Origin of the sequence: Nocardioides sp. S-1144, from assembly GCF_005954645.2 — a bacterium.
GTDB classification, from domain to species: Bacteria; Actinomycetota; Actinomycetes; order Propionibacteriales; family Nocardioidaceae; genus Nocardioides; species Nocardioides dongxiaopingii.
The window spans coordinates 2,096,698-2,116,471 of sequence record NZ_CP040695.2; the positions used below are offsets into that span (position 1 = coordinate 2,096,698).

The 19,774-nt window shown below is 73.3% G+C and carries 18 protein-coding genes; 11 read left to right on the forward strand and 7 right to left on the reverse strand.

Translation table 11 applies throughout. The features are described 5' to 3' along the window. Positions 1 to 50: 50 nt before the first annotated feature. From FE634_RS09895 to FE634_RS09905, 3 genes are read left to right on the forward strand one after another with little or no spacing between them, the layout of a single operon-like run. On the forward strand, positions 51 to 1,607 hold the full coding sequence (locus tag FE634_RS09895) for an amino acid permease (protein ID WP_138875775.1): 1,557 nt from the start codon (positions 51 to 53) through the stop codon (positions 1,605 to 1,607). After that, the gene (locus FE634_RS09900) at positions 1,608 to 2,552 is read left to right on the forward strand and encodes a phosphotransferase (protein ID WP_138875776.1); all 945 of its coding nucleotides are present in this window, start codon (positions 1,608 to 1,610) and stop codon (positions 2,550 to 2,552) included. Positions 2,553 to 2,571: 19 nt separating this feature from the next. Then, positions 2,572 to 4,947 carry a GcvT family protein gene (locus tag FE634_RS09905; protein ID WP_262347642.1) on the forward strand — a complete coding sequence of 792 codons (2,376 nt, stop codon included), beginning with the start codon at positions 2,572 to 2,574 and terminating at the stop codon, positions 4,945 to 4,947. A gap of 108 nt (positions 4,948 to 5,055) precedes the next feature. On the opposite strand, the gene FE634_RS09910 is transcribed toward FE634_RS09905, so the two are convergent. Further along, positions 5,056 to 6,570: a catalase gene (locus FE634_RS09910; RefSeq protein ID WP_138875777.1), complete on the reverse strand. Its 1,515-nt coding sequence runs from the start codon at positions 6,568 to 6,570 to the stop codon at positions 5,056 to 5,058. 118 nt (positions 6,571 to 6,688) lie between these two features. On the opposite strand from FE634_RS09910, the gene FE634_RS09915 reads away from it, so the two are divergent. From FE634_RS09915 to FE634_RS09925, 3 genes are all read left to right on the forward strand, one after another. Beyond that, a complete protein-coding gene (locus FE634_RS09915; protein WP_137291897.1) occupies positions 6,689 to 7,768 on the forward strand; it encodes a PP2C family protein-serine/threonine phosphatase in 1,080 nt (359 codons plus the stop codon). A gap of 146 nt (positions 7,769 to 7,914) precedes the next feature. Continuing rightward, on the forward strand, positions 7,915 to 9,024 hold the full coding sequence (locus FE634_RS09920) for an LLM class flavin-dependent oxidoreductase (RefSeq protein WP_137291896.1): 1,110 nt from the start codon (positions 7,915 to 7,917) through the stop codon (positions 9,022 to 9,024). Beyond that, a complete protein-coding gene (locus tag FE634_RS09925; protein ID WP_137291895.1) occupies positions 9,021 to 9,626 on the forward strand; it encodes a CE1759 family FMN reductase in 606 nt (201 codons plus the stop codon). Before FE634_RS09920 ends, FE634_RS09925 begins: the two co-directional genes overlap by 4 nt. 188 nt (positions 9,627 to 9,814) lie before the next feature. Here the strand turns inward: FE634_RS09925 and FE634_RS09930 are convergent, their stop codons facing one another. Then, positions 9,815 to 10,339 (reverse strand): YbhB/YbcL family Raf kinase inhibitor-like protein, encoded by a 525-nt coding sequence (locus FE634_RS09930; RefSeq protein ID WP_148240553.1) that lies wholly within the window; start codon positions 10,337 to 10,339, stop codon positions 9,815 to 9,817. Between the two features lie 28 nt (positions 10,340 to 10,367). Here FE634_RS09930 and cobA point away from each other — a divergent pair, with 28 nt between their 5' ends. Both cobA and FE634_RS09940 read left to right on the forward strand, forming a co-directional pair. Continuing rightward, a complete protein-coding gene (cobA, locus tag FE634_RS09935; protein ID WP_137291893.1) occupies positions 10,368 to 11,618 on the forward strand; it encodes a uroporphyrinogen-III C-methyltransferase in 1,251 nt (416 codons plus the stop codon). Then, positions 11,611 to 12,414, forward strand: coding sequence for a TrmH family RNA methyltransferase (locus FE634_RS09940; RefSeq protein ID WP_138875778.1), 804 nt, complete (start codon positions 11,611 to 11,613; stop codon positions 12,412 to 12,414). The genes cobA and FE634_RS09940 overlap by 8 nt, the downstream gene beginning before the upstream one ends. Before the next feature lie 9 nt (positions 12,415 to 12,423). On the opposite strand, the gene def is transcribed toward FE634_RS09940, so the two are convergent. Next, complete coding sequence (def, locus tag FE634_RS09945; RefSeq protein WP_137291891.1) at positions 12,424 to 13,017, reverse strand: peptide deformylase; 594 nt, start codon at positions 13,015 to 13,017, stop codon at positions 12,424 to 12,426. A gap of 86 nt (positions 13,018 to 13,103) precedes the next feature. Here def and FE634_RS09950 point away from each other — a divergent pair, with 86 nt between their 5' ends. Both FE634_RS09950 and FE634_RS09955 read left to right on the forward strand, forming a co-directional pair. Beyond that, the gene (locus FE634_RS09950) at positions 13,104 to 14,465 is read left to right on the forward strand and encodes an acyl-CoA dehydrogenase family protein (RefSeq protein ID WP_137291890.1); all 1,362 of its coding nucleotides are present in this window, start codon (positions 13,104 to 13,106) and stop codon (positions 14,463 to 14,465) included. Beyond that, positions 14,465 to 15,685 carry an acyl-CoA dehydrogenase family protein gene (locus tag FE634_RS09955; protein ID WP_222847698.1) on the forward strand — a complete coding sequence of 407 codons (1,221 nt, stop codon included), beginning with the start codon at positions 14,465 to 14,467 and terminating at the stop codon, positions 15,683 to 15,685. The genes FE634_RS09950 and FE634_RS09955 overlap by 1 nt, the downstream gene beginning before the upstream one ends. A 1-nt stretch (position 15,686) precedes the next feature. On the opposite strand, the gene FE634_RS09960 is transcribed toward FE634_RS09955, so the two are convergent. The 3 genes from FE634_RS09960 to FE634_RS09970 all read right to left on the reverse strand — a co-directional run bounded on the left by FE634_RS09960 (position 15,687) and on the right by FE634_RS09970 (position 17,184). After that, positions 15,687 to 16,187 (reverse strand): hypothetical protein, encoded by a 501-nt coding sequence (locus tag FE634_RS09960; protein ID WP_148240554.1) that lies wholly within the window; start codon positions 16,185 to 16,187, stop codon positions 15,687 to 15,689. A gap of 199 nt (positions 16,188 to 16,386) precedes the next feature. Further along, on the reverse strand, positions 16,387 to 16,782 hold the full coding sequence (locus tag FE634_RS21005; protein ID WP_187366872.1) for a hypothetical protein: 396 nt from the start codon (positions 16,780 to 16,782) through the stop codon (positions 16,387 to 16,389). 114 nt (positions 16,783 to 16,896) lie between these two features. After that, the gene (locus tag FE634_RS09970; protein WP_137291888.1) at positions 16,897 to 17,184 is read right to left on the reverse strand and encodes a YiaA/YiaB family inner membrane protein; all 288 of its coding nucleotides are present in this window, start codon (positions 17,182 to 17,184) and stop codon (positions 16,897 to 16,899) included. A 104-nt stretch (positions 17,185 to 17,288) separates the two neighbouring features. On the opposite strand from FE634_RS09970, the gene FE634_RS09975 reads away from it, so the two are divergent. Then, complete coding sequence (locus FE634_RS09975; RefSeq protein WP_138875779.1) at positions 17,289 to 18,635, forward strand: DUF2252 domain-containing protein; 1,347 nt, start codon at positions 17,289 to 17,291, stop codon at positions 18,633 to 18,635. A gap of 25 nt (positions 18,636 to 18,660) precedes the next feature. Here the strand turns inward: FE634_RS09975 and galK are convergent, their stop codons facing one another. Next, complete coding sequence (galK, locus tag FE634_RS09980) at positions 18,661 to 19,770, reverse strand: galactokinase (protein WP_138875780.1); 1,110 nt, start codon at positions 19,768 to 19,770, stop codon at positions 18,661 to 18,663. Positions 19,771 to 19,774: the final 4 nt, after the last annotated feature.

The window sequence follows — 19,774 nt, forward strand, 5'->3', positions numbered from 1 at the left end:
GGGTCTAGGTTCCGGTTCACGAACGCACGATCGTCCCTGGAAGGTTCTCCATGACCGACACGATTCACAACGACGACGAAGCGCACCTCGCGAGACTCGGGTACAAGCAGGAGCTCAGCCGGACCTGGTCCGGATTCTCCAACTTCGCCATCTCCTTCTCGATCATCTCGATCCTGGCCGGCTGCCTGACGACCTACGGTGCCGGCATCGCGAACGGTGGGCCGGTCTCGATCTCGTGGTCCTGGCCGATCATCTCGATCATGATCCTGATCATCGGGTTCACGATGTCGGAGCTCGTCTCGGCGATGCCCACCTCGGGCGGGATCTACTACTGGGCCTCCAAGATGGGCGGCCCCGGCGCCGGCTTCTTCACCGGCTGGCTGAACCTGATCGGCCTGATCGCGGTGACCGCGTCGGTCGCCTACGGCTGCGCCACGTTCTTCGAGCTGACGTTCCTCGAGTGGGGCCTCTTCGACGCCTTCTCGCTCAACCGGGTCTTCCTGATCTTCATGGTCATCCTGGCCCTGATCACCGTGGTCAACATCTTCTCCAGCCACCTGCTGGCGCTGATCAACAACATCTCGGTGTGGTGGCACGTCGCCGGCGCCGCGTTCCTCATCGGCGTCCTGCTCTTCGTCCCGGACCAGCACCTCACCGTCTCCCAGGTCTTCACCGACACCTACAACGGCTCCGGCTGGTCCGACGGGTCGACCAGCACCTCGGTCTTCTGGTTCGTGATCATCCCGTTCGGCTTCATCCTGACCCAGTACACGATCACCGGCTTCGACGCCTCGGTCCATCTCTCGGAGGAGACCCAGGGCGCCGCGAAGACCGCGGCCAAGGCCATCTGGCGCTCGATCTTCTACTCGGCGATCGGCGGCTACGTCCTGCTCCTCGCGGTCACCTTCGCGATCCCGCAGGTCGACGGCGAGCCGGACTACGCGGGCATCCCGGCGGGCGGCGTGGCCTACGTCTTCGACGCCTCCCTCGGGGCGAACTGGGCCGGCACCCTGCTGTTCGTCTCCGCCTGCGCCCAGCTGTTCTGCGCGACGGCCTGCCTGACGTCCACCTCGCGGATGATGTTCGCGTTCAGCCGCGACCGCGCCGTCCCGGGCTCGCGCCTGTGGTCGAAGGTCAACGCCAGCCGGACGCCGGCCAACGCCGTCATCTGCGCCGCCGTGGTCGGCGGCCTGATCACGCTGCCGGCGCTGAAGTCGGTCAACGGCATCCCGACCGCCTTCTACGCCGTCACCTCGGTGTCGGTGATCGGCCTCTACTTCTCCTTCGCCATCCCGATCTTCCTGCGCTGGCGCGCCGGCGACAGCTTCGAGGTCGGCAGCTGGAACAACGGCAAGAAGTACAAGTGGATGAACCTGGTCGCCGTGATCGAGATCGTGGTGGTCGGCTTCATGCTGATGCTCCCGACGTCCCCGTTCGGCGCGCCGTGGCGCGACGAGTTCACCTGGGCGAGCGTCAACTACGCCCCGTTGATGCTGGTCGGGGTGCTCCTCCTGCTGACGATCTGGTGGCTGGTGTCCGCGCGCCGGTGGTTCACCGGCCCGGTCAAGACGATCGACCAGGCCGTCGTGGAAGCCTTCGACAGCTGAGTGACCGCCGACGTCGCGCACCTGGACCGCCTCGCCTGCCTGGCGGGGCGGTCCTGGCGCGCCGTCGACCTGCCCGGCGGGCTGACCAACCACAACGTCCGGGTCACCACGACCGACGGCCCCGACGCCGGTGACCCGCTCGACCTCGTCGTGCGCTGCACCCAGAGCGACGCGGGTCTGCTGGGCATCGACCGCGACGCCGAGCACGCCAACACCGCAGCGGCCGGCGCGGCCGGGGTCGGTGCCGAGGTCGTCGAGTACCGACCCGACCTCGGCATGCTGGTGATCGGCCACCTCGGCGGCCGGACGCTCGCGTCCGCCGACCTCGCCGACCCGGGGGTGCTGGCCCGCGCCGCGGACGCCGTCCGCCGGCTGCACGCGGGGGCGCCGTTCGTCGGCCGGTTCGACATGTTCGCGCGCCAGGCGACCTACCGGGCCACCGTGCGCGAGCGCGGCTTCGCCCTCCCGCCGACCTACGACGACCACGAGGACGCCTGGGGCGACGTCCGCCGCGCCCTCGCCGTCGGCGCCGGCCCGCTCGTGCCGTGCAACAACGACCTGCTCGCCGCCAACTTCATCGACGGCTCCGACGACTCCGGTGCCCGGGTGTGGCTGATCGACTACGAGTACTCCGGCGACAACGACGCGTTCTTCGAGCTGGGCAACACCGCCACCGAGTGCGACCTCACCAGCGACCAGACCGACGCCTGGGTCGAGGCCTACCTGCGACCGGTCGGTGGTCCGACGCGCGCGGACCTGGCGCGGGTCCGGCTCCAGATGCTCTGCAGCGAGTACGGCTGGTCGCTGTGGGGCTTCATCCAAGCCGCGACCAGCCCGCTCGGGTTCGACTTCCGGGCCTGGGGTCAGGAACGACTCGACAAGGCCGAGGCGGCGTTCCGCGGCTCCGACCTCCCACGACTCCTGACCGAGGTGACCGGTGCCTGATCTTCCGCAGCGTGCGCAGGTGGTGATCGTGGGCGGCGGCGTCATCGGCTGCTCGGTCGCCTACCACCTGACCCGCCTGGGCTGGACCGACGTGCTGCTCCTCGAGCAGGGCCACCTCTCCGGCGGCACCACCTGGCACGCGGCCGGGCTGGTCGGACCGCTGCGGGCGTCGGAGTCCGGGACCCGGCTGGTGCAGTACTCCGCCGAGCTCTACGAGTCCCTCGAGGCCGAGACCGGCCTCGCCACGGGCTACCGCAACGTCGGCGGCGTCATCGTCGCGCGCACCGAGGAGCGGATGGTGCAGCTGCGCCGCACGGCGGCCAGCGCCACGGCCTACGACATGCCGTGCGAGCTGGTCGGCCCCGCGCGGGCGCAGGAGCTGTGGCCGGCGATGCAGGTCGACGACGTCCTCGGGGCGATCTGGCTGCCCGGCGACGGCAAGGTCAACCCGACCGACCTGACCCAGTCCCTGGCCCGGGGCGCCCGGCAGCGCGGCGCCCGCGTCGTCGAGGGGGTGCGGGTCACCGGCTTCACCGTCGCCGGAGGGGCCCCCGGAGCGGGGGGCGGCACCGGCGCCGGACGCCGGGTGACGGGGGTGGAGACCGACCACGGCGTCGTGGAGGCCGAGGTCGTCGTCAACTGCGGCGGCCAGTGGGCCAAGGCGTTGGCCGACCCGCTCGGCGTCACCGTGCCGCTGCACTCCGCCGAGCACTTCTACGTCGTCACCGAGCCGGTCGCCGGCTGCCACCCCGACCTGCCGATCATGCGCGACCCCGACGGGTGGACCTACTTCAAGGAGGAGACCGGCGGCCTGGTCGTCGGCGGGTTCGAGCCGGACGCCAAGCCCTGGCGCTCGCCGTCGGACCTCCCGCACCCGTTCGAGTTCCAGCTCCTCGAGGAGGACTGGGAGCACTTCTCGGTGCTGATGGACCAGGCCGTGCACCGGATCCCGGCGCTGGCCGAGACCGGCATCCGCAAGTTCTACAACGGGCCGGAGTCCTTCACCCCCGACAACCAGTTCGTCATGGGCGAGGCCCCCGGGCTGGCCGGGTACTTCGTCGGCGCCGGCTTCAACTCCGTCGGCATCGCCTCGGCCGGCGGGGCCGGGCGCGCGCTCGCGGAGTGGATCGTGGCGGGGGAGCCGCAGGACGACCTGGTCGCCGTCGACATCCGTCGCTTCGCGCCGTTCCACGGCGACGAGGACTGGCTGCGCTCCCGCGTCGCGGAGGTGCTCGGCCTGCACTACGCCGTCCCGTGGCCGCTGCGGGAGATGACCTCGGGCCGACCGCAGCGGACGTCGTCCCTGCACGAGCAGAACGTCGCCGCCGGGGCCGTCTTCGGCACCCGGATGGGCTGGGAGCGGCCGCTGGTCTTCGGGCCGGCCGACCTCGACCACACCTGGGGCCGCCCGGCCTGGCTCGACGCGTGCGTCGCCGAGCAGGTGGCGTGCCGCACCGACGTCGCCGTCTTCGACCAGACGTCGTTCTCCAAGTACGTCGTCGAGGGGCCCGACGCGCTCGCCGGGCTGCAGCGCGTCTGCGCCGCCGACGTCGACGTCGCGGTCGGGGCGTGCGTCTACACGCCGTTCCTCAACGAGCGCGGCGGCTACGAGGCCGACCTCACCGTCACCCGCACCGCCGACGAGGCGTTCCTGCTGGTCTCCAGCTCGGCCACGACGGTCCGCGACCTCGACTGGCTGGCCCGCCACGGCGTCGCGGCCCGCGACGTCACCGAGGACTGTGCCGTCCTCGGCGTCATGGGCCCGCGCTCGCCCGCGCTCCTGGGCCTCGACGAGGAGACCTTCCCGCACGCCACCAGCCGCGAGCTGACCCTCGCCGGCGTCGCGCTGCGCGCCACCCGGATGACCTACGTCGGCGAGGTCGGCTGGGAGCTGCTGGTGCCGGCGGACGCCGCGCCCGTCGTCCTCCAGGTGCTGCGGGACGGCGGCGCCACCGACGCCGGCTACCTGGCCATCGAGGCGCTGCGCCTGGAGAAGGGCTACCGCGCCTTCGGCCGCGAGCTCGGCCCGACCGTGACGCCGCGCGAGGCCGGCCTCGTCTTCGCCACCGCGCTCAAGGGTGACAAGGAGTTCGTCGGCCGCGCCGCGCTCGAGGCCGCGCGGCCCGAGCGCCGGGTCGTCTCCGTCGTCCTCGACGACCCCGAGCCGATGGTCTGGGGCGGTGAGCTGCTGCTGCGCGACGGCGTCCCGTGCGGGCAGGTCACCAGCGCCGCCTGGGGCGCCACCGTGGGCGCGGCGGTCGGCCTGGCCTCGCTGCGCCTCGGCGGACCGGTCGCGGCGCCCGTCACCTCCGCCGACCTCGCGCGCGGCGGCTTCGAGGTCGACGTCGCCGGCGTCCGCCACCCCGCCCACGTCACCCTCCGCGCCCCCCTCTGACGCCGAGTCGGCGCGGAGGTCGAGTCGGATCACGCCGAGTCGGCGTGAAGATCAAGCCGGATCCCGCCGAGTCGGCGTTCGCGTCGAGTGCGAACGCCGACTCGGCGGTCAGACGGGGTTCTCGACGTCGGTGGGGCCGGGGGCGACGTCGTTGCCGGCGTCGGCGCGGACCGCCACCTCGATGCGCTTGCCGATCTCCGGGTCGACGTTCCTCCAGTACTCGAAGGCGCGCTCCAGCACCGGCTCGCTGACGCCGCCGAGCAGGTGGCCGGCGACGTTGCCGACGAACCGCTCGCGGGCGTCGTCGTCCCAGACGTCGTTGACCATCGTGCGCGCCTGGCCGAAGTCGTCGTCCTGCTCGCGCAGGGTGTAGGCCTCCCGGACGAAGGCGCCGTCGGCCTCCCAGCCGTCCTCGGCGGGCCCGGTCAGGTCGGAGTACGGGTCGCCGTAGGTGTTCGGGGCGTACTTGGAGCGGTCGCCGGTGTGGTCGTAGGCCATCGGCCCGTCGAACTGGTAGGTGTAGGCGCCCTCGACGCGGTGCCGGTTGACCGGCAGCTGCTGGTAGTTCGGGCCGATGCGGTAGCGGTGGGTGTCGGCGTAGGCGAACACCCGGCCGAGCAGCATCTTGTCGGGCGAGAAGCCGATCCCGGGCACGATAGCCGACGGCTCGAACGCCGCCTGCTCGATCTGGGCGAAGTGGTTCTCGGGGTTGCGGTCGAGCGTCATCGTGCCGACCTCGATCAGCGGGTAGTCCGCGTGCGGCCACACCTTGGTGAGGTCGAACGGGTTGAACCGGTAGGTCCGCGCCTCGTCGTAGGGCATCACCTGGACCTTGAGGGTCCAGCTCGGGTGGTCGCCGGCCTCGATGGAGTCGTAGAGGTCGCGGCGGTGGTGGTCGGAGTCCTCGCCGGCGATCCGGTTGGCCTCCTCCTGCGTGAGGCACTCGACGCCCTGGTCGCTGTGGAAGTGGAACTTCACCCAGAACTTCTCGCCGGCCTCGTTGAACCACAAATAGGTGTGGCTGCCGTAGCCCTGCATGTGGCGCCACGACCGCGGGATGCCGCGGTCGCCCATCAGCCAGGTGACCTGGTGCGCCGACTCCGGGTTGAGGGTCCAGAAGTCCCACTGCATGTCGTTGTCGCGCAGCCCGGAGCCGCCGCGTCGCTTCTGCGAGCGGATGAAGTGCGGGAACTTCATCGTGTCACGGACGAAGAAGACCGGGGTGTTGTTGCCGACGAGGTCCCAGTTGCCCTCGGAGGTGTAGAACTTCAGCGAGAACCCGCGCGGGTCGCGCCAGGTGTCGGGGGAGCCCATCTCGCCGGCGACGGTCGAGAACCGGGCCAGCATGTCGGTCGTCGTGCCCCTCCTGAACACCGCGGCCTTCGTGTACTGCTCGACGTCGCCGGTGATCGTCAGCGTCCCGAACGCGCCCGAACCCTTGGCGTGCACGTTGCGCTCCGGCACCCGCTCGCGGTTGAAGTGGGCCATCTGCTCGATGAAGTGGTGGTCGTGCAGGAGGATCGGCCCGTCGGGCCCGAGGGTGAGGCTGTTGCGGTCGCTCGGGGCGGGGGCGCCCGATCCGGTGGTTGATCCCGTGGTCGCTGTCGGTTCCGTCTGGGTCATCTGTCGACCGTGGTCGCTCCCCGGCGGCGCGTCAACCGAGCGGAGGGGTGAGTCACGAACCCGTGACGGATCGGTGCGTCCGCCGGCACCGACGGCGCGGGCCCACTACCGTGCCCGGGTGACCTGGCTGCGCGACGCGATCGACCAGTGGCGGTCGGGTACCCAGCAGAGCCAGCTGGTCGCCCTGGCCGCGCTGCTGGTCGGCGTCCTGGTCTCGTTCGTGGTCTCGATGCTGGCCTACGACTGGTTCCCGCTGTCGGGCTTCTTCCTGTGGCTGCTCGCCGGGACGCTCCTGCTGCGGTTCGGCCCCCTCGTCGTGCTCGCGGCCGCCACCTCCGCCGCCGCCGTCACCGCCCGCCTGACGGTCGCCGAGGACGCCGGCAGCCGCGGGGCCGGCCTGGTGATCCTGGTCGTCTTCGTCGCGCTGGCCCTGTACGTGTCGAGCCGCCAGCGCAGCGGCCTGCCGACGCCGCTCAGCGAGGCGCTCCTCGCCGACCTCCGCGACCGGCTGAACGCGCAGGGCCGCGTCCCGGACCTGCCGGAGGGGTGGCTGTGCGAGACCGCGATGGTCGCGGCCCACGGCGTCGGGTACGCCGGTGACTTCATGGTGGCCGACCTCGACGAGGAGCAGCAGCTGCTCGACCTGGTGCTCGTCGACGTCGTCGGCAAGGGCGTCAAGGCGGCCCCGTCGGCGTTGCTGCTGGCCGGCGCCATCGGCGGGATGGTCGGCGCGCTCCGCGGACCGCGGCTCTTCGAGGCCGCGAACGCGTTCCTGCTGCGCCAGCACTCGGCCGAGACGTTCGCGACCGCCGTCCACGTGAGCGTCGAGCTGACGTCGGGGCGGTACACCGTGCTCAGCGCCGGGCACCCGCCGGCGCTGCGCTGGCACCCCGGGGCGGACGGCGTGGGGGCCTGGAGCGTCGACAGCGCCCGCGGGACGGCGCTCGGCATCCTCGACGACCCGGGGCTGGAGGCCGCCCACGGGGTGCTCGAGCCGGGCCACGCGCTGCTCTTCTACACCGACGGCGTCGTGGAGGAGCGCGGCGGCGACATCGACGACGGCATCCACTGGCTCCAGGAGACCGCGGCCCGCGTGTTCAGCCGCGGCGCGGCCGGCGCGGCCCGGCGCATCGTGCTGCAGGTGCCCCGCGGGGACGACGACCGGGCCGTGCTCCTCCTCAGCCGCGCCGCAGGCTGACCGGCCCGGCCGCACCGTCCCGCCCCGTCCCGCTCCGCCCCGCCCCCGGCCCGCCCCGGCGAGGCGCGGGCCGCGGAATACGCCGGGCCGGACGGTCGTTCCACGAGTGATCAACCTTTCAACTACCTCGGACACCAGGAGCGGTCATGCAGTTCGGCATCTTCAGCGTCGGTGACGTCACCACCGACCCCACCACGGGGCGGACGCCGACCGAGCACGAGCGCATCAAGGCGCAGGTCACCATCGCCAGGAAGGCCGAGGAGGTCGGGCTCGACGTCGTCGCGGTCGGCCAGCACCACAACCCGCCCTTCGTCGCCTCGTCCCCGACGACGACCATGGCGTGGATCGCCGCCCAGACCGAGCGGATCATCCTGTCGACGTCCACGACGCTGATCACGACCACCGACCCGGTGCGGATCGCCGAGGACTACGGCACCCTGCAGCACCTGACCGACGGCCGGATGGACCTCATGCTCGGCCGGGGCAACACCGGCCCGGTCTACCCCTGGTTCGGCAAGGACATCCGCGAGGGCGTGAACCTGGCGCTCGAGAACTACGCCCTGCTGCGCCGGCTCTGGACCGAGGACGTCGTGGACTGGGAGGGCCGGTTCCGCACCCCGCTCCAGGGCTTCACCGCCACCCCGCGCCCGCTCGACGGCGTGGCGCCGTTCGTCTGGCACGGGTCGATCCGGACCCCGGAGATCGCCGAGCAGGCCGCGTACTACGGCGACGGGTTCTTCCACAACCACATCTTCTGGCCCGCGAGCCACACGCAGCAGATGGTCGCCTTCTACCGCAGGCGCTTCGAGCACTACGGCCACGGCACGGCCGACCAGGCGGTCGTCGGCCTCGGCGGGCAGTTCTTCATCCGGCGCAACAGCCAGGACGCCGTCCGTGAGTTCCGTCCGTACTTCGACAACGCGCCGGTCTACGGTCACGGACCCTCGCTGGAGGACTTCACCCAGCAGACGCCGCTGACCGTCGGCTCGCCGCAGGAGCTGGTCGAGCGCACGCTCGGCTTCCGCGACTACGTCGGCGACTACCAGCGCCAGCTGTTCCTCGTCGACCACGCGGGGCTGCCGCTCAAGACCGTGCTCGAGCAGCTCGACCTGCTCGGCGAGGTGCTGCCCGACCTGCGGGCCGGGTTCGCCGAGGGGCGGCCGGCACACGTGCCGGACGCGCCCACCCACGCCGCGCGGGTCGCGGCGACGGCGGCTGGCGCTTCCCTGGCGACGGCTGAGAAGGTTTCGGCATGACCCGTGTCGTCGTCGTCAGCGCCGGGCTCGGCGTCCCCTCGTCGACCCGGCTGCTCGCCGACCGCCTCACCGAGGCCGTCGTGCGCGAGCTGGGTCCGGTCGAGCTGGAGGTCGTCGAGCTGCGGCCGCTGGCGCGACCCCTCGCCGACCACCTGCTCACCGGCTTCGCCGGGCCCGAGCTGCAGGCCGCGCACGACGCCGTCGCGGCGGCCGACGCCCTGGTCGTGGTGAGCCCGGTGTTCGCGGCGTCCTACAGCGGGCTGTTCAAGATGTTCTTCGACCTGCTGCCGCGCGACGCGCTCATCGGCACGCCGGTCCTGCTCGGCGCCACGGCCGGCTCGGCGCGCCACTCGCTGGTCGTCGACCACGCGATGCGGCCGCTGTTCTCCTACCTGCGGGCCCTCGTCGTCCCGACCGCGGTCTTCGCCGCGACCGACGACTTCGGCAGCGACGCCGACCTCTCCGGCCGGATCACCCGGGCCGCGCGCGAGCTCGCCGCCCTCCTGGGACGCCGGCCCGCGGTCAACCGCCCGCGCTCGGTCGAGGAGGAGCTCGAGGACCCCACGCCGTTCGAGGAGCTCATGCGCCGCGCCGGCGGATGACCGACGGAACCCCCGGCCTGCCGAGGCCAAGCCACCCGGAGGTTGAGCAAGCGAGCCCCGGCGAGCGCCGACGAAACCCCCGGCCTGCCGCTGCCAAGCCACCCGGAGGTTGAGCAAGCGAGCCCCGGCGAGCGCCGACGAAACCCCCGGGCGAGTTCCGGCTCGTGCCGCACCGGAATCGCCACGGCTCAGTGCTGGTAGGTGCCGTGCAGGATCGCCCGGGCCGCGGTCTTGAACGCGAGGTTGAACGAGACGACCGCCGGCGAGGCGTCGGAGTCGACGCCCAGCGTGGGCTCGGTGACGGCGTGGACGACGAAGAAGTAGCGGTGCACCTGGTCGCCCTCGGGCGGCGCGGCGCCCATGAAGGCCTTCGTGCCGCCGTCGTTGCGGCAGGTGAAGGCCGCGCCGGGCAGGCTCGCCCCCTCGGCGCCGGCACCGGTGTCGAGCGAGGTCACGTCGGCCGGGAGGTCGACGAGCACCCAGTGCCAGAACCCGCTCGGCGTGGGCGCGTCCGGGTCGAAGCAGGTGACGGTGTAGCTCTGCGCCCCCTCGACGGCCTCCCAGGTGAGCTGGGGCGAGGTGTTGCCGGCATCGGCGACCTGGTCGTCCTTCAGCGGGGCGCCGTCGGTGACGTCGGCGCTGCTCACCGCGAACGACGGCACGGGGGCCAGCAGGTCGTAGGGATTGGGTGTGACGGGGCGTTCGAGGACCATGCGGCCAACGTACGGGATGATGCCAGCCATGGAGCCCGTGGACGACGACCAGCTGTACCCCACCGGCCTCCGGCTCGGCGGCCGGCGGGTGGTCGTGGTCGGCGGCGGCCACGTCGCCCAGCGCCGCGTGCCGCAGCTGATCGGGGCCGGTGCCGACGTCGTGGTCGTGTCGCCCGACGTGACCCCCGCGATCGAGGGGCTGGTGGGGGCCGGTGAGGCCACCTGGGTGCGCCGCGGCTTCGAGGCCGCTGACCTCGACGGCGCCTGGTACGTCGTCGCGGCCACCGACCACGTCGCGGTCAACGACGCCGTCTCGGTCGCGGCCGAACAGCGCCGGATCTTCTGCGTCCGGTCCGACGACGCCAGCCGGGCCACCGCCTGGACCCCGGCCGTGGGCCGGGCCGCCGGCGTCACGGTCGCGGTGCACGGCGGCCGCGACCCCCGCCGCTCGGTGGCGGTGCGCGACCAGGTGCTCGACGGGCTGCGGGAGGGCACGATCGTCGCGGCCCGGCACCGCGGGGTCGAGGGTGCCCACACGCCGGGCGTCACCCTGGTCGGCGGAGGGCCGGGGGACCCCCAGCTCATCTCGCTGGCCGGACGCCGCGCGCTGATGGAGGCCGACGTCGTCGTGGCCGACCGGCTCGCGCCGCGCGAGCTGCTCGGCGAGCTGCCGAGCGACGTCGAGCTGATCGACGTCGCCAAGCTGCCCCGGGGCCGTTCGGCCCAGCAGGAGGAGATCAACCGGATCATCGTCGAGAGGGCGCTCGCCGGGCACCGCGTGGTGCGGTTCAAGGGCGGTGACAACTTCGTCTTCGGCCGCGGCTACGAGGAGGTCCTGGCCTGCCGCGCGGCCGGCGTCCCGGTGACCGTCGTCCCGGGGCTGACCAGCCCGGTCGCCGTCCCCGCGATCGTCGGGATCCCGGTGACCCACCGGGGCGTCGCCCACGAGTTCACCGTCATCTCGGGGCACCTGCCGCCGGGCCACGAGCGCTCGCTCACCGACTGGGACGCCGTCGCGCGGCTGCGCGGGACCCTGCTGCTGATGATGGCGGTGGAGCACGGTCCCCAGATCGCGGCCGCGCTGCTCGCGGGCGGACGGGCGGCGTCCACCCCGGTCGCGGTCGTCAGCGACGGCACGATGCCGGGGGAGCGCACCGTCCTGTCCACCCTCGGCGAGCTCACCCGCGACCTGGCCGAGCAGCAGGTCAAGCCGCCGGCGATCATCGTCGTCGGCGAGGTCGTCGCCGTGGCGCACCCGGAGCGGTACGCCGGTGGCTGAGCTGGTCGAGATCGCCGACCCCGCGGACCCGCGCCTGGGCGACTACCGCGACCTGCGCGACGTCCAGCTCCGCAAGACCCTCGAGGTCGAGCACGGGCTGTTCCTCGCCGAGGGGGAGAAGGTGGTGCGGCGCGCGGTCGAGCACGGCCACACGCCCCGGTCCTTCCTGATGGCGCCGCGCTGGCTCGACGGCCTCGCCGACGTCCTGGCCACCACCGACGCGCCCTGCTTCGTGCTGTCGGAGGCGCTGGCCGAGCAGGTCACCGGCTTCCACGTGCACCGCGGCGCCCTGGCCAGCCTCGAGCGCCGTCCGCTGCGCACGGTCGCCGACGTCATCGACGGCGCGCGCTCGGTCCTGGTGCTCGAGGACGTCGTCGACCACACCAACGTCGGCGCCATCTTCCGCTCCGGTGCCGCGCTCGGCTTCGACGCCGTGCTGCTCGCGCCGCGGGCCGCCGACCCGCTCTACCGGCGCTCGATCAAGGTGGCGATGGGCGCGGTCTTCTCGGTCCCGTGGACCCGCTTCCCCGAGTGGGACGACGCCCTGCCGTCGCTGTCGCGCGCCGGCTTCACCACGGTCGCGCTCACCCTCGCGCCCGACTCCGTCCCGATCGAGGACGCCGTCGCCGGCCTCGACCGGGTCGCGCTGGTGCTGGGCTCCGAGGGCCACGGGCTCTCGCCCCGCTGGGAGCGCGCCGCCGACCGCCGCGCCACCATCGCGATGGCCGCGGGGGTCGACTCGCTCAACGTCGGCGCCGCCTGCGCGGTCGCCTGCTACGTGACCGCCCGGCGGTAGCGGACGCCGTCAGCCCGCGTCGACCGGCCACCCGGGCGGGTAGTCCTCGGCGGCCGCGTCGTGCTGCTTCTGCAGCTTCTTGCGCGCGCGGGTCGGGATCCGGTCGCCGAAGACGGTGCCGAGCGTGTGGTCGGTCTCGTGCTGCAGGCAGCGGGCGAGCAGCCCGTCGCCGGCGAACTCGACCGGCTCGCCGTCGACGCCCGTGCCGCTGACGGAGGCGAAGTCCGGGCGGCCGCAGTCGACGAAAGCGCCGGGGAACGACAGGCACCCCTCGTCGGCGACCTCGAGGTGCCGGTCCTTGCCCTCGGGGAGGGTGAGCACGGGGTTGCAGACCACGCCGACGGTGCGCACGCCGTCGTCGTCGGGGCAGTCGAAGACGAAGACGGCGCGGTCCACGCCGATCTGACAGGCCGCCAGCCCGACGCCGTCGGCGGCGTACATCGTGGCGACCATGTCGGCGACCAGGGTGCGCAGCTCGTCGTCGTAGGCCGTCACCAGGGCCTGCGGGCGGTGCATGACCGGGGTGCCCCAGCGGGTCATCGGCCGGACGGTGCCGCCGGTGGGCAGCGGGCCGTGGGGAGCGAGCGGTGCGTCGTCGGACATGGCGCAGATCCTAGGGAGGAGCCGGGTGACCAGGGCCACCCGGTCGCCCGTAGCCGTGTGTGTAACTCGGCGTTACAGTAACTCGCATGTCCCTGATCCCCAGCCTGCGACCCGGCGGCCGCCACGGCGTCCCGACCTCCGAGGCGCGCGACCCGGTCGGCTACCTGGTGGCCGGCCTCAACCGGCTCGCCCAGAGTGACCTCCTCGACCGGGTGGGCCTGCGCCGGCCCGCCGAGCAGGCGGTCTTCACCGTCACCCGGAGCGGGTTCCGCACCGTCACGGCCGCCAGCCGGGCCTTCGCCCGCGCCGGCGACCGCGTGCCCGGCGCCCGCCCGGCACCGGCCCGCCGCTCGGGCCTCTTCGACCTGACGCCGGGCGAGGACGAGCAGATGCTCGTCGACGTCGTCTCCGAGTACGCCGCCGAGGTTCTCCGCCCCGCGGCCGCCGCGGCGGACGAGGAGTGCGCCGCTCCCGAGGCGGTGCTCCGCGCCGGGCGCGAGATCGGGCTGCCGATCCTCGGCCTGCCCGAGTCGCTCGGCGGCATCTCAGAGGAGCGGTCGGCCATGGCGGGCACCCTCGTCGCCGAGGCCCTCGCGCACGGCGACCTCGGGCTCGCCGTCGCCAACCTCGCCCCCGGCTCGGTCGCCACCGCGATCGGCCTGTGGGGCACCGACGCCCAGCAGCAGACCTACCTGCCGGCGTTCACCGGCGACGACGTGGCGTGCGCCGCGCTCGCGCTCACCGAGCCGGCGGTGCTCTTCGACGTCCTCGCACCGGCGACGACGGCCGTCCGCGACGGCGACGGGTACCGGCTCGACGGCATCAAGACGGCGGTGCCCCGGGGCGCTGCGGCCGAGCTGTTCGTGGTCGGCGCCCGTCTCGAGGGCCGCCCGACACTGTTCCTGGTCGAGTCGTCGACCCCCGGCCTCGCGATCGAGGCCGACCCGGCGATGGGCGTCCGCGCCGCGTCGCTGGCGCGGCTGAGCCTCGACGGCGTCCGGGTCGGCGCCGACGCGGTGCTGGGGGAGGCCGACGGGTCGACCTACACCGAGTGCGTGCGGCTCGCGCGCCTGGCCTGGTGCGCCCTCGCCGTCGGCACCGCGCAGGCCGTGCTCGACCACGTGACGCCCTACGTCAAGCAGCGGCACGCCTTCGGCGAGCCGGTCGCCCACCGCCAGTCGGTGGCGTTCATGGTGGCCGACATCGCCATCGAGCTCCAGGCGATGCGGCTGCTGACCCACAAGGCGGCGGCCCGGGCCGCCGCGGGCGAGGACTTCTCCCGCGAGGTGTCGCTGGCCCGCCAAGCCTGCGCCGACCGGGGGATGCGGATCGGCCTCGACGGCGTCCAGCTGCTCGGGGGCCACGGCTTCGTCAAGGAACACCCCGTCGAACGGTGGTACCGCGACCTGCGCGCGGTCGCCGTCCTGGAAGGAACGGTGATCGTGTAGTGGCCATCAACCTCGACGACCCCAGGAAGTTCCGTCCGCTGGTGGGCCAGGCCCACCAGGTCGCGATGAACATGCTGCGGCCGATCTCGCGCAAGTACGACCGCGCCGAGCACGAGTACCCCCGCGAGCTCGACCTGCTCGCCGCGATGATCGACGGGCTCTCCGAGTCCGGCGCGGGCGAGGGCGCCGGTGCCGCCGGCGTCCGGCGCGAGGACGACGACGGCACCGCCGGCGCGACCAGGAACGGCGCCAACCTGGCCTCGGTGATGTCGATCGCCGAGATGTGCTGGGGCGACGTCGGGCTGCTGCTGTCGATGCCGCGCCAGGGCCTGGGCAACTCCGCGATCGCCTCGGTCGCCGACGACGAGCAGCTCGAGCGGTTCGCCGGCGTCTGGGCGGCGATGGCGATCACCGAGCCCGGCGTCGGGTCCGACTCGGCCAACATCCGCACCACCGCGACCCTCGACGGCGACGCCTACGTCCTCAACGGCGAGAAGGTCTACGTCACCTCGGGCGAGCGCGCCGACCACGTCGTCGTCTGGGCCACCCTCGACCGCGACCTCGGACGGGCCGCGATCAAGTCGTTCGTCGTGCCGAAGGGGACGCCCGGCATGCGGGTGGACCGTCTCGAGCGGAAGCTGGGCATCCGGGCCTCCGACACCGCGACGATCATCCTCGAGGACTGCCGCGTCCCGCGCGAGAACCTGCTCGGGTCGCCCGACGTCGACACCAGCGGTGGCGGCTTCGCCGGGGCGATGGCGACGTTCGACAACACCCGGCCGCTGGTCGCGGCGATGGCCGTGGGGTGTGCCCGCGCGTCACTCGACCTGACCCGCGAGCTCCTCGCGGACGCCGGCGTCGTGGTCGACCACGACCGGCCGGCGATCCTGCAGTCGGCGGCGGCGGCCAGGCTGCTGCAGATGGAGTCGGACTGGGAGGGCGCCCGGCTGCTGATGATGCAGGCCGCCTGGATGGCCGACAACCGCCGTCCGAACTCGCTGGAGGCGTCCAAGGCCAAGGCCAAGGCCGGCCGGGTGGGCTCCGACGTCACGCTCGGGTGCGTCGAGCTCGCCGGGTCGATCGGCTACAGCGAGACCGAGCTGCTGGAGAAGTGGGCGCGCGACTCGAAGATCCTCGACATCTTCGAGGGCACCCAGCAGATCCAGCAGCTCATCGTGGCGCGCCGGATCCTCGGGCTGTCCAGCGCCGAGCTGAAGTAGGTCAGGACGGGCTGGGCGGCCGGTCGTCGAGCTGGCTGCCCATCACGTCGGCGACGTCGGACGGGGTGATGTCGACGTCGTCGGCGCTGGCGGTCGCGTCGATGTCGGTCACCGGCTCCGGCAGGTCCTCCGGGGTGGCCGCCGGTGCGCTCGCTGCGGCCTTCCGCGTCGTCGCCTTCTTCGTCGCCGTCCTGGTGGCGGTCGCCTTCGTGGGCGCGGGCTTGCCCGTCGCCCGCTCCTCCGGAGGGACGGCGACGCCCGTGCTCGTCGGGGCGGTGGCGGTGGCGGTGGCGACGGGACCCTTCGCGGGCGTCTTGGCCACCGGCGTGCCGGCCCTCGCGGGCCGCGGGTCGGGAGCGGGCTGCGCCTTGCCCGGGAACGGCGGGGTCCGGTCGGAGTCGTCAGCCCGGTGGCCGACCGCGGCCTTCGCGAGCCCGACCGCCCCTCCGACGATGCGGAACGGGAGACGGACGAGGGAACCGACGGTGCTGAGGAGGGGCATGCCTCCACGGTGACACGAACTGGCCCGCCGCGCGCCCGTCCTACCGGGTGAGCGCCTCCAACCGCGCTGACCCGTCGCTGATCAGCGACGGGTCAGCGGGGTTTTGCAGGTGACCCGTCAGTGATCAGCGACGGGTCAGCGCCCCAACCTGGTTGACCCGTCAGTGATCAGCGACGGGTCAGCGGGGGTGGGGGGTGGGTCAGCGGCGGGGCGGCAGCTTGCCGCCGGGGACGTCGGACGCCTTCTTCTCGGGGGTCGGCGCCGGCTTGGCGACCGGGCGCTGGTGGGGGACGTTCTTGGCGATCGCCGCCGGGGACGGCACGGAGATGCCCGGCTCGCTCCTCGGCTCGCTCGTCGACCCCGCCTTCGGCCGTGGCTCGGTCCCGGTCCCGGCGGCCGGCGCCTCCTCCTCGGTCGCGGCGCTCTTGCCCGGTGCCGGTGCGGCGGGCGCGGGCGCGCCGGGCCGGTGCAGGCGGTCGCGGACGTCGTCGGCGGCCCGCCTCACGACCGGGGTGGCGGTGCGGACGGCCTTGTCGCCGGCGTGGAGGACGATGGTGGCGGCCTGCTTGAGCTTGGCGAACGCGGGGTTGGGCACGGGGCGGCTCCTCTGTTCGTGGTGGTGCGGGTGGAGGGATCCGTCGATCAAAGCACAGCGCCGGTGGGTCCGCGGGGACGCGGACCCACCGGCGGCGGGCGGGGCGGGACGACGTCAGGAGACGGCGCGGAACGGGTCGTGCTCGGCGAGCAGGCGGTCGACGCGGGCCTGGTCGAGGCGGTGGACGACCGACTGGCTCTCCTGGTTGTCACGCACGCACTTGGCGAGGGTGAAGGCCGAGGTGGTGAGGAACAGCGTCCCCATCGCGAGGAAGGCCTTGGCCCACGGGTCGGCGTCGAGGTAGAGGATCGCGAACATCAGGGCCAGGAGGGACACGGCGAAGGAGATGCCGGCCATGGCGAAGAAGGCGTTGGTGTTCTTGGTGGGCGTCTGGTTCGTCATGACCAGAAGACTGCTGCGGATCGAGGCCCGCGACGCGTGCCGCCGTACTCGACCCGACTGAGTACGGCCACCCACCCGGCGGGAGCATCTGGCACGGTGGGCCCATGAGTGACACCAGCGACGCCGCCGCCAGCAGCACCGACGACCGCACCGAGGTGATCGTCTCGGTGCTCGGCGACGCCTTCGCCCCGCTGATGGAGGCCGACCCGACGGCGTTCCGGGCCAAGTACCGCACCATGGCCCGCGACCCCCACGCCTTCTACCGCGGCACGGCGTGCCTGTTCTTCCACGACGTCATCACCGGCGGCGACGACGACCCGTTCGCCACCGGCGACGCGGCCCGGATCTGGGTGCACGGCGACCTGCACGTGGAGAACTTCGGCACCTACCTCAACTCCGACGGCCGCCTGGTCTTCGACGTCAACGACTTCGACGAGGCGTTCCTGGGCAGCTACACGTGGGACCTGCGCCGCTTCGCGGCCTCGCTGGCCCTGGTCGGCTGGCAGAAGGCGCTGCCCGAGGAGGACGTTGCCGCGCTGACCGAGCGCTACGTCCGGTCCTACCTCGACCAGGTCGCGGCCTACGTCGAGAGCCCGACCGACGACGACTTCTCGCTGCACCTCGACAACACCGAGGGCCCGGTGCGCCACGCGCTGATCAGCGCGCGACGCCGCCGGCGGGCCGACCTGCTCGACGCCAACACCCGCGAGGTCGACGGCACCCGCCGGTTCCGCGACGACGACCCGACGATCCGCCGCCTCGAGGACGGCGAGCGGGCCGCCGTCGTCGAGGCCTTCGAGCGCTACCTCGACACCATCCCGCCGCGCCGCCGCGCCGAGCGGGACCTCTTCTACGACCTGCGCGACGTGGCCGGGAAGTCCGGCTTCGGGATCGGCAGCGCCGGGCTGCCGGCGTACAGCCTGCTCGTGGAGGGCTACAGCCAGGCCCTCGACAACGACGTGCTGCTGTCGATGAAGCAGGCCAACGTGCCGGCGATCAGCCGGTTCGTCGACGCCGCCGCGGTCGAGCGCTACTTCGAGCACGAGGGCCACCGCACCGTGGTGAGCCAGCGCGCCCTGCAGGTGCACACCGACCCGATGCTCGGCTACACCGACCTCGACGGGGTCGGGTACGTCGTCTCCGAGGTGTCGCCCTACGAGGTCGACCTCGACTGGAAGGACCTCACCGAGCCCAGCGACATCGCGCAGGTCGTCGACCTGCTCGGCCGCGCCACCGCCAAGATCCACTGCGCCTCCGACGAGGACAGCGACCAGGACCTCGTCGAGTTCCAGGTCGAGGAGGCGATCGCGGCGAGCATCGAGGGCCGCGACGACGACCTCGTCGCCTGGGTGGTCGACTTCGGCCGCACCTACGCCGAGCAGGTCCGCGCCGACCACGCCACCTTCGTCGCGGCCTTCCGCGAGGGTCGGATCGGCGTCTCGGCGACCTGACCGCCGGGACCCGCCGACCCGGGCGTCAGACCAGGGTGGCGGGGCCGGACGGCGTCCCGTCGAGGTGGGCGGCCGGCCGGTGGCCGGCGAGGGCGAAGGCGGTGTCGATCGCGCGGCGGCACGCCTCGACGCGCTCGAGGGGCACGAGCGCGATCGCGGAGCCGCCGAACCCGCCGCCGGTCATCCGGGCGCCCAGGGCCCCGGCCCCCACGGCGGTGTCGACGACGAGGTCGAGCTCGGGGCAGGAGATCTCGAAGTCGTCGCGCATCGAGAGGTGGGACGCGGAGAACAGCAGCCCCAGGCGGGTCCAGTCGCGCACCCCGATCGCGGCGACGGCCTGCTCGACCCTCACGTTCTCGGTGACGACGTGGCGGGCCCGGCGGCGCAGGACGTCGTCGTCCAGCTCCTCGACGGCGTCGAGGGTGGCCCGCCGCAGCGACGGGACGCCGAGCGCCCGGGCCGCCCGGTCGCACTCCTCGCGCCGGGAGCCGTAGCCGCCGTCGGTCAGCGCGTGCGACACGCGGGTGTCGACGACCACCAGGGCCAGCCCGTCGGCGTCGGGGGCGAACGGGACCACCTGCGGGTCCGCGCCGTCGAAGTCGAGCAGCAGCGCGCTCTCGGGCCGGGTGAGCAGCACGGCGCTCTGGTCGAGGCCGCCGGTCGGCGCCCCCACGACCTCCGACTCGGCCCGCCGGCACACCGCGACGAGGTCGCGACGGACCGCGGCGTCGAGGTCGCGGCCGGTCGACCCGACGACGGCGGCGGCGACCGCCGCCTCGAGCGCGGCCGAGCTCGACAGGCCGGCGCCCACGGGCACCGTGCTGTCGACCTCCAGGTCGAGCCCGGGCACGTCGTACCCGGCCCGGTCCAGCGCCCACAGCGTGCCGGCGGCGTAGGCCGCCCAGCCCTCGACCCGGCCGGGCCCCGCGTCCGCGAGGGTGCCCTCCCACGCCCCCGCCGGCCCGTCCTGCTGGGCGCTGACGACCCGGAGCCGGCCGTCGTCGCGCGGCGTCGCGCGCACGGTCGTGACGTAGGGGATCGCGATCGGCAGGCACAGCCCGTCGTTGTAGTCGGTGTGCTCGCCGATCAGGTTGACCCGCCCCGGGGCGGTCGCTGTGGTCACCACGGCTGCCATGGTA